The sequence below is a fragment of the Pseudomonas sp. HY2-MNA-CIBAN-0224 genome (assembly GCF_040310285.1).
Taxonomy (GTDB): Bacteria; Pseudomonadota; Gammaproteobacteria; order Pseudomonadales; family Pseudomonadaceae; genus Aquipseudomonas; species Aquipseudomonas helleri.
In genome coordinates this window covers 1-8077 of sequence record NZ_JBEOPQ010000110.1, presented here as the reverse complement: position 1 = coordinate 8077, position 8077 = coordinate 1, and the positions used below count along the sequence as shown (strand labels likewise).

The 8077-nt window shown below is 59.9% G+C and carries 3 protein-coding genes; 2 read left to right on the top strand and 1 reads right to left on the bottom strand.

All coding sequences use genetic code 11. The features are described 5' to 3' along the window. Positions 1-122 precede the first annotated feature (122 nt). The gene (gene glnE, locus AAEZ03_RS25285; protein WP_350582389.1) at positions 123-3065 is read right to left on the bottom strand and encodes a bifunctional [glutamate--ammonia ligase]-adenylyl-L-tyrosine phosphorylase/[glutamate--ammonia-ligase] adenylyltransferase; all 2943 of its coding nucleotides are present in this window, start codon (positions 3063-3065) and stop codon (positions 123-125) included. A gap of 384 nt (positions 3066-3449) precedes the next feature. Here glnE and aceE point away from each other — a divergent pair, with 384 nt between their 5' ends. Both aceE and aceF read left to right on the top strand, forming a co-directional pair. Further along, entirely contained in the window at positions 3450-6095 is a 2646-nt protein-coding gene (aceE, locus tag AAEZ03_RS25280; protein WP_048366655.1) for a pyruvate dehydrogenase (acetyl-transferring), homodimeric type, read from the top strand. 11 nt (positions 6096-6106) lie between these two features. Continuing rightward, positions 6107-7747, top strand: coding sequence for a dihydrolipoyllysine-residue acetyltransferase (gene aceF / locus AAEZ03_RS25275; RefSeq protein WP_350582385.1), 1641 nt, complete (start codon positions 6107-6109; stop codon positions 7745-7747). Positions 7748-8077 lie beyond the last annotated feature (330 nt).

Genomic DNA, 8077 nt, shown 5'->3' with positions numbered 1-8077 from the left:
AGCTTGCTCGCGATCTTTTAAAAGATCAAAAGATCGCGAGCAAGCTCGCTCCTACAGTAGGTAACGTTCACTTGCTGACGGCTTCAGACGCTTGCCTCCCCGCTGTAATTGCTAGCCGTAGCTTAGCTCAAGCCCAGTTGCGCCCATATACGCCGAACATCTCGTCGCGCTTCCACCAATTGGTCGCCGCTGACCACCCCGGCTTCCTTTTGCAAGGCCTGGCGGTGGGCAACGGCGCGGAAGGCTTTGTATGCCTCACGCAACAGGCTGGCATCGCTGGCGGGCATCAGCCCGGCCTGCTCCAGCCCTTCCAGAATGCGGATGTTATCGGTATAGCGCAGCAGTTCCGGGTGTTCCCTGGACCACGCCAGGGCCGCGTATTGCACCATAAATTCAATATCGACGATACCACCGGCGTCCTGCTTGAGGTCGAACGGCACCGTGGCCTCGAAGGCGTTCTGCGCCGTACCGGCAGCGGTCAGCCGGGTGCCCAGGTTGTCGCGCATTTTGGCGCGCATCTCGCTGACTTCCTGACGCAGCGTCGGCAAGTCACGCTCGCGGCCCAACACCTGCGCGCGCACGGCTTCAAAGGCCGCGCCGACCTGTTGGCAGCCCACCAGCACTCGCGCCCGCACCAGCGCTTGATGCTCCCAGGTCCAGGCTTCGTTCTGTTGGTAGCGCTCAAAGGCCCCGAGCGAGCTGACCAACAACCCGGAAGCGCCTGACGGACGCAGGCGCATGTCGACTTCATAGAGCTGGCCGGAGTTGGTTTGCGCGGTGAGCAAATGGATGATCCGCTGGCCCAGCCGGGTGAAGAACTGCGCACTGTCGATGGGCTTGGCGCCGTCGGTTTCGGCGTTGGGGTCGCCGTCATGGATAAACACCAGGTCCAGGTCCGAGCCGTGCCCCAACTCGATACCACCGACTTTGCCGTAGCCCACAATAATAAAGCCGGGGTCGCACAGGCTGCCGTCCGCCCGCTGCGGCGTGCCGTACTTGGCCACCGTTTGGCGCCAGGCCAGGGCCAGCACCTGCTCCAGAATCGCCTCGGCCAGCCAGGTCAGGTAATCGCTGACCTTCATCAGCGGCAAGCTGCCGGCGATTTCTGAGGCCGCAACCCGCAGGCGGTGCGCCAGTTTGAAGTTACGCAGCGCTTCCATCTGCTGTTCAAGGTCGTCTTCGGGGATGCGCGTGAGCCGCTCGCGCAGCTCGGCGGCCAACTCGGGCGCCAACGGTGGCTTGAACAGACGCCCTTCGTTGAGCAACTCATCAAGCAACAGCGGGAAGCGGGTGATTTGCTCAGCAATCCACGGGCTGGCCGCGCACAAGGTCAGCAGGCGGCGCAGCGCGTCCGGGTTTTCGGTCAGCAACACCAGATAGGCCGAACGCCGGGCCACCGCCTCAACCAGAGGCAACACACGCTCCAGCACCAGGTCCGGGTTGGCATGTTCCACCGCCTGCGCCAGCAAACGCGGGATAAACGCATCCAGACGCTCACGCCCCAAACGCTGCATGGCGCGCAACTGCGGGCTGGAGCGCAGGCTGGCCAATTGTTTCAAGGCTTTGGGCGCATCGACAAACCCGGCTTCTTCTAGTTGCGCACACGCCGCTGCGTCGTCCTGGACTTCTTCCCACAACGGCAACCACTCGCCGCCGACGATCAGTTCGCCTTCGTCGAGGTCTTCTTCCTCGTCCGGGTCGGCAATGACCTGACGGAAATGCCAGTCGATACGCCCGCGCCACGCCATCAGTTGCTCATGGAACTGCGCCCACGTGTAGAAGCCCATCATAAACGCGATGCGCGCCTGATCCTGTTCGCCATCCGGAAGCATTTGCGTCTGGCGGTCGGCAATGGCCTGGATCGCGTGCTCGGTGTAACGCAAAAACTCGTAGCCTTCGCGCAACTCATTGACTACCGCAGTCGGCAGGTAGCCTTGCCCCTCAAGGATGCTCAGTACTTTAAGCAGCGGCCGCTGTTGCAGGCTGAGGTCGCGCCCGCCGTGGATCAACTGGAACGCCTGGGCAATAAACTCGACTTCACGAATGCCGCCCGCGCCCAGCTTGATGTTGTCGGCCATGCCTTTGCGCCGTACTTCTTGCTGGATCAACTGCTTCATGGTGCGCAGCGCTTCGATGGCCGAGAAGTCCAGGTAACGTCGATAGACGAAGGGCCGCAGCATCTCCAGCAACTGCGCGCCCATTACTTGATCACCGGCCACCACCCGCGCCTTGATCATCGCGTAGCGTTCCCAGTCGCGGCCCTGATCCTGGTAATACTGCTCCAGCGCGTTAAAGCTCAGCACCAGCGCGCCCGACGAGCCGTACGGCCGCAAGCGCATGTCAACGCGGAACACAAAACCGTCGACGGTCATCGGGTCCAGCGCCTTGATCAAGCGCTGACCCAGGCGAATAAAGAACTCCTGGTTGTCCAGCGGGCGCTTGGCGCCAACGGTTTCGCCGCCCTCGGGATAGGCAAAAATCAGGTCGATGTCCGATGACAGGTTCAGTTCGACGGCGCCGAGCTTGCCCATGCCCAAAATCACCATCGGTTGCGGCTCGCCGCTGCGGTGCCCGATGGGCGTGCCGAACTGCTGGCAATGGCGCTCATACAGCCAGCGGTAGGCTTGATCGATGCTCGCATCGGCCATGTCCGACAAATCGCGGCAGGTTTCTATCAGGTCGGCCTGGCGGGTCAAATCACGCCAGATAATCCGCACTTGCTGGCGCGTGCGCTGGCGGCGCAGGGCACGACCCAGCTCTTCGTCGGTTTGCGCCTGCTGGGCGGCTTCGGCAATCTGCCCGCACAATTCACCGGGGGCGAAGCTGCGGTCCAGTTCACCCCAGCTCACCAGTTCCAGCAACATCAAAGGGTCACGTAACACCTGTTCAATAAAGAAGTCGCTTGCCGCACTCACCCGGGCAAAGTCTGACCAGCGTTCAGACGACCATTCGTCGAGTCCCTGTTCGCCTTCCAGACCGGCCACGGCACTGCGCCAGGACTGCTCGGCGCGGCTGGCAAGGGGCAATAAAAGGGAGGGGATTGCGGCAAGCGAGGGAAGGCTCATGGTCTATCCTTGATCGGCGATGGTATTGCCGAGTACGGTGACTGGAAGAAACAGCGGTTAAACCCGACTGTCGAACAAAGGTTATAAATAGCTTAAAAACGTGATTCTTTAGCAAAAAAACATTGTCACAACGGCCAAATACCAAACACAGAACCAACAATATCGATTTATCGCACAACCCAACAGGTGACCTTCGAAGGCTTCCCTGTAGTTTTACTACTGAGTCAAACACTCGAAAGGCTGAAATGAGCAACGATTTGTAGTAAAACTACACGACACCGGAATCAACCTTCCGGTCATCCAAGAATTTATGTCGTCTGCCCACAAGGCCAGTCGCAAACTCAGGCAACCGATTCTGGAAGCCTTTCCGCCCTGGAGCAAGCCATGCAAGACCTCGATCCCGTCGAAACCCAGGAATGGCTGGACGCCCTGGAATCGGTTCTCGACAAAGAAGGCGAAGACCGTGCTCACTATCTGATGACCCGTATGGGTGAGCTCGCTACTCGCACCGGTTCGCAACTCCCGTACGCCATCACGACTCCATACCGCAACACGATTCCTGTTACCCACGAAGCACGCATGCCTGGCGACCTGTTCATGGAACGCCGCATTCGCTCGCTGGTACGCTGGAACGCCATGGCTATGGTTATGCGCACGAACTTGAAAGATTCTGACCTGGGCGGTCATATCTCCAGCTTCGCTTCCAGCGCAACCCTGTATGACATCGGCTTCAACTACTTCTTCCAGGCCCCGACCGAAGAACACGGCGGCGACCTGATCTACTTCCAGGGTCACACCTCGCCAGGCGTTTACGCCCGTGCGTTCATGGAAGGTCGCATCAGCGAAGAACAAATGAACAACTTCCGCCAGGAAGTCGACGGTCAGGGCCTGTCGTCCTACCCGCACCCTTGGCTGATGCCTGATTTCTGGCAGTTCCCGACGGTATCCATGGGCCTTGGCCCGATCCAGGCGATCTACCAGGCGCGTTTCATGAAGTACCTGGAATCGCGTGGCTACATCCCTGCAGGCAAGCAAAAAGTCTGGTGTTTCCTGGGCGACGGCGAGTGTGACGAGCCGGAATCCCTGGGCGCCATCTCCCTGGCTGGCCGCGAAAACCTCGACAACCTGATCTTCGTCATCAACTGCAACCTGCAGCGCCTCGACGGCCCGGTTCGCGGCAACGGCAAGATCATCCAGGAACTCGAAGGCGTGTTCCGCGGTGCTCAGTGGAACGTGACCAAAGTCATCTGGGGCCGTTTCTGGGACCCACTGCTGGCCAAAGACGTCGACGGCATCCTGCAACGTCGCATGGACGAAGTCATCGACGGCGAGTACCAGAACTACAAAGCCAAAGACGGCGCGTTCGTGCGTGAACACTTCTTCAACACGCCAGAACTCAAGGCGATGGTTGCTGACTTGTCCGACGACGAGATCTGGAAACTCAACCGTGGCGGCCACGACCCGTACAAGGTCTACGCGGCGTACCACGAAGCGGTCAACCACAAAGACCAGCCAACCGTCATCCTGGCCAAGACCATCAAGGGTTACGGCACTGGCGCTGGCGAAGCGAAAAACACGGCGCACAACACCAAGAAAGTCGATGTCGACAGCCTGAAGTTGTTCCGTGACCGTTTCGACATCCCGGTCAAAGACGAAGACATCGAGTCCCTGCCATTCTTCAAACCGGAAGAAGGCAGCGCCGAAGCCCGCTACCTGAGCGAGCGCCGCACTGCACTGGGCGGTTTCGTGCCTCAGCGTCGCGCCAAGAGCCTGAGCATTCCGACCCCGCCACTGGACACTCTCAAGGCCATCCTTGACGGTTCCGGCGACCGTGAAATTTCCACAACCATGGCGTTCGTGCGCATCCTCGCACAGCTGGTGAAGGACAAGGACATCGGTCAGCGCATCGTCCCGATCATCCCGGACGAAGCCCGTACCTTCGGTATGGAAGGCATGTTCCGTCAGTTGGGCATCTACTCCTCCGTCGGCCAGCTCTACGAGCCAGTCGATAAAGACCAGGTGATGTTCTACAAGGAAGACAAAAAGGGCCAGATCCTCGAAGAAGGCATCAACGAAGCAGGCGCCATGAGCTCCTTCATCGCGGCCGGTACTTCGTACTCGAACCACAACCAGCCAATGCTGCCGTTCTACATCTTCTACTCGATGTTCGGCTTCCAGCGTATTGGCGACCTGGCCTGGGCCGCTGGCGACAGCCGCACCCGTGGCTTCCTGATCGGCGGCACCGCCGGGCGTACCACGCTCAACGGTGAAGGCCTGCAACACGAAGACGGTCACAGCCACATCCTGGCCGCGACCATCCCGAACTGCCGCACCTATGACCCAACCTACGGCTATGAGCTGGCGGTGATCATTCAGGACGGCATGAAGAAGATGACCGAAGAGCAACAGGACGTCTTCTACTACATCACCGTGATGAACGAGTCTTACCAGCAACCTGCCATGCCGGCCGGTGTTGAGGAAGGCATCGTCAAAGGGATGTACCTGCTGGAAGAAGACACCAAGGAAGCGGCTCACCACGTACAACTGATGGGCTCCGGCACCATCCTGCGTGAAGTGCGTGAAGCGGCGAAAATCCTGCGTGAAGAGTTCAACGTCGGCGCTGACGTGTGGAGCGTTACCAGCTTCAACGAACTGCGTCGCGACGGCCTGGCCGTTGAGCGTCACAACCGCCTGCACCCTGGCCAGAAGCCACAGCGCACCTTCGTTGAAGAGTGCCTGACTGGCCGTAAAGGTCCGGTGATTGCTTCTACCGACTACATGAAGCTGTTCGCTGAACAGATTCGTCAGTGGGTACCGGTCAAGGAATTCAAAGTGCTGGGCACTGACGGTTTCGGCCGCAGCGACAGCCGCAAAAAACTGCGTCACTTCTTTGAAGTAGACCGTCACTTCGTGGTGTTGGCAGCCCTGGAAGCTCTGGCTGACCGTGGTGAAATCGAACCTAAGGTGATTGCAGACGCTATCGTCAAGTTCGGTATCAACCCGGAAAAACGCAACCCACTGGACTGCTGAGGAGAATTTTTGTGAGCGAACTCATTCGAGTACCTGACATCGGCAGCGGTGACGGCGAAGTCATCGAACTGTTTGTAAAGGTCGGTGACCGTGTCGAAGCTGATCAGAGCATTCTGACGCTGGAATCGGACAAGGCGAGCATGGAAATCCCTGCGCCTAAAGCCGGTATCGTCAAAAGCCTGAAAGTAAAGCTGGGCGACCGCTTGAAAGAAGGCGACGAACTGCTTGAGCTGGAAGCTGAAGGCGGCGCTGCACCTGCCCCTGAAGCGGCCGCACCGGCGCCGGCTGCGGCGGCTGAAAAGCCAGCGGCTGCCCCTGCTGCCGAGGCCCCAGCGGCCCCGGCTGCAGCACCGGCAAGCGAGTCGGTTCAAGACATCCACGTGCCGGACATCGGCTCGTCGGGCAAAGCCAAAATCATCGAGATTCTGGTCAAGGCTGGCGACACCGTTGAGGCTGATCAATCGCTGATCACCCTTGAATCCGACAAGGCCAGCATGGAAATCCCGTCGCCTGCCGCAGGCGTGGTGGAAAGCATTGCCGTCAAGCTGGACGACGAAGTGGGCACTGGCGACTTCATCCTCAAGCTGAAAGTGGCGGGCGCTGCTGCGCCAGCCGCTCCTGCACCAGCGGCGCCAGCACCGGCGGCCAAAGCTGAAGCACCGGCCGCTGCGCCGGCTGCCAAGGCTGAAGCGGCCCCTGCTCCGGCACCGGCGGCTGCCCCTGCGCCAAGCGGTGCCAAAGTTCACGCCGGCCCTGCCGTGCGTCAACTGGCCCGTGAGTTTGGTGTAGAGCTGAGCGCGGTGAGCCCAAGTGGCCCACACGGTCGCGTCTTGAAAGAAGACGTACAGGCTTACGTCAAAACCGCTCTGCAGAAGGCCAAGGAAGCTCCGGCTGCCGGCGCTGCAACTGGCGGCGCAGGCATTCCGCCGATCCCGACAGTCGACTTCAGCCGTTTCGGTGAAGTTGAAGAAGTGGCCATGACCCGCCTGATGCAAATCGGCGCGTCGAGCCTGCACCGCAGCTGGCTGAACATCCCGCACGTGACTCAGTTCGACCAGGCTGACATCACCGAGCTGGAAGCTTTCCGCGTTGCGCAAAAAGCCGTCGCAGAAAAAGCCGGTGTGAAACTGACCGTCCTGCCTCTGCTGCTCAAGGCCTGCGCACACCTGCTCAAGGAACTGCCAGACTTCAACAGCTCGCTGGCGCCAAGCGGCAAAGCGATCATCCGCAAGAAATACGTGCACATCGGCTTCGCCGTAGATACCCCGGACGGCTTGCTGGTGCCGGTGATCAAGAACGTTGATCAGAAGAGCCTGCTGCAACTGGCAGGTGAAGCCGCTGCACTGGCTGCCAAAGCCCGTGACAAGAAGCTCACCGCTGACGACATGCAGGGCGCTTGCTTCACCATTTCCAGCTTGGGTCACATTGGCGGCACCGGCTTCACGCCGATCGTCAACGCACCGGAAGTGGCGATCTTGGGCGTGTCCAAGGCAACCATGCAGCCAGTCTGGGACGGCAAAGCCTTCCAGCCGAAGCTGATGCTGCCACTGTCGCTGTCCTACGATCACCGTGTGATCAACGGCGCTGCAGCTGCACGCTTCACCCAGCGTCTGAGCCAGTTGCTGGGCGACATCCGCACTATCCTGCTGTAAGCCACGTCCCGGCCTTCCTCACCGAAGGCCGGGATAGCGCACTGTTTTCCGAGCGCCACGCTCGTACCTCAACCCCGCCCAATAAGCGGGGCTTTTTTTTGCCTGAAATCCCCCCTCACCCCAACCCTCTCCCGGAGGGAGAGGGAGCTGAATAGAGGTGTTCTTGAACCCGCGTGCGGTCAGTTCCCTCTCCCTCCGGGAGAGGGCCAGGGAGAGGGGCTCTTGATTCTGTAACCAGAAAATTTGTAGTGGTCTGTAGTGGTCAACTAATTCCGGACACCTCGATAGGTTGTTTCCACGCCATCGCCCGTTCGTAATCGGTCGGTGGCA

What these genes read in the sequence shown, in the direction of transcription:
- glnE (WP_350582389.1), bottom strand. Translation starts at nt 3,065, where the DNA reads ATGAGCCTTCCCTCGCTTGCCGCAATCCCCTCCCTTTTATTGCCCCTT.
- aceE (WP_048366655.1), top strand. Translation starts at nt 3,450, where the DNA reads ATGCAAGACCTCGATCCCGTCGAAACCCAGGAATGGCTGGACGCCCTG.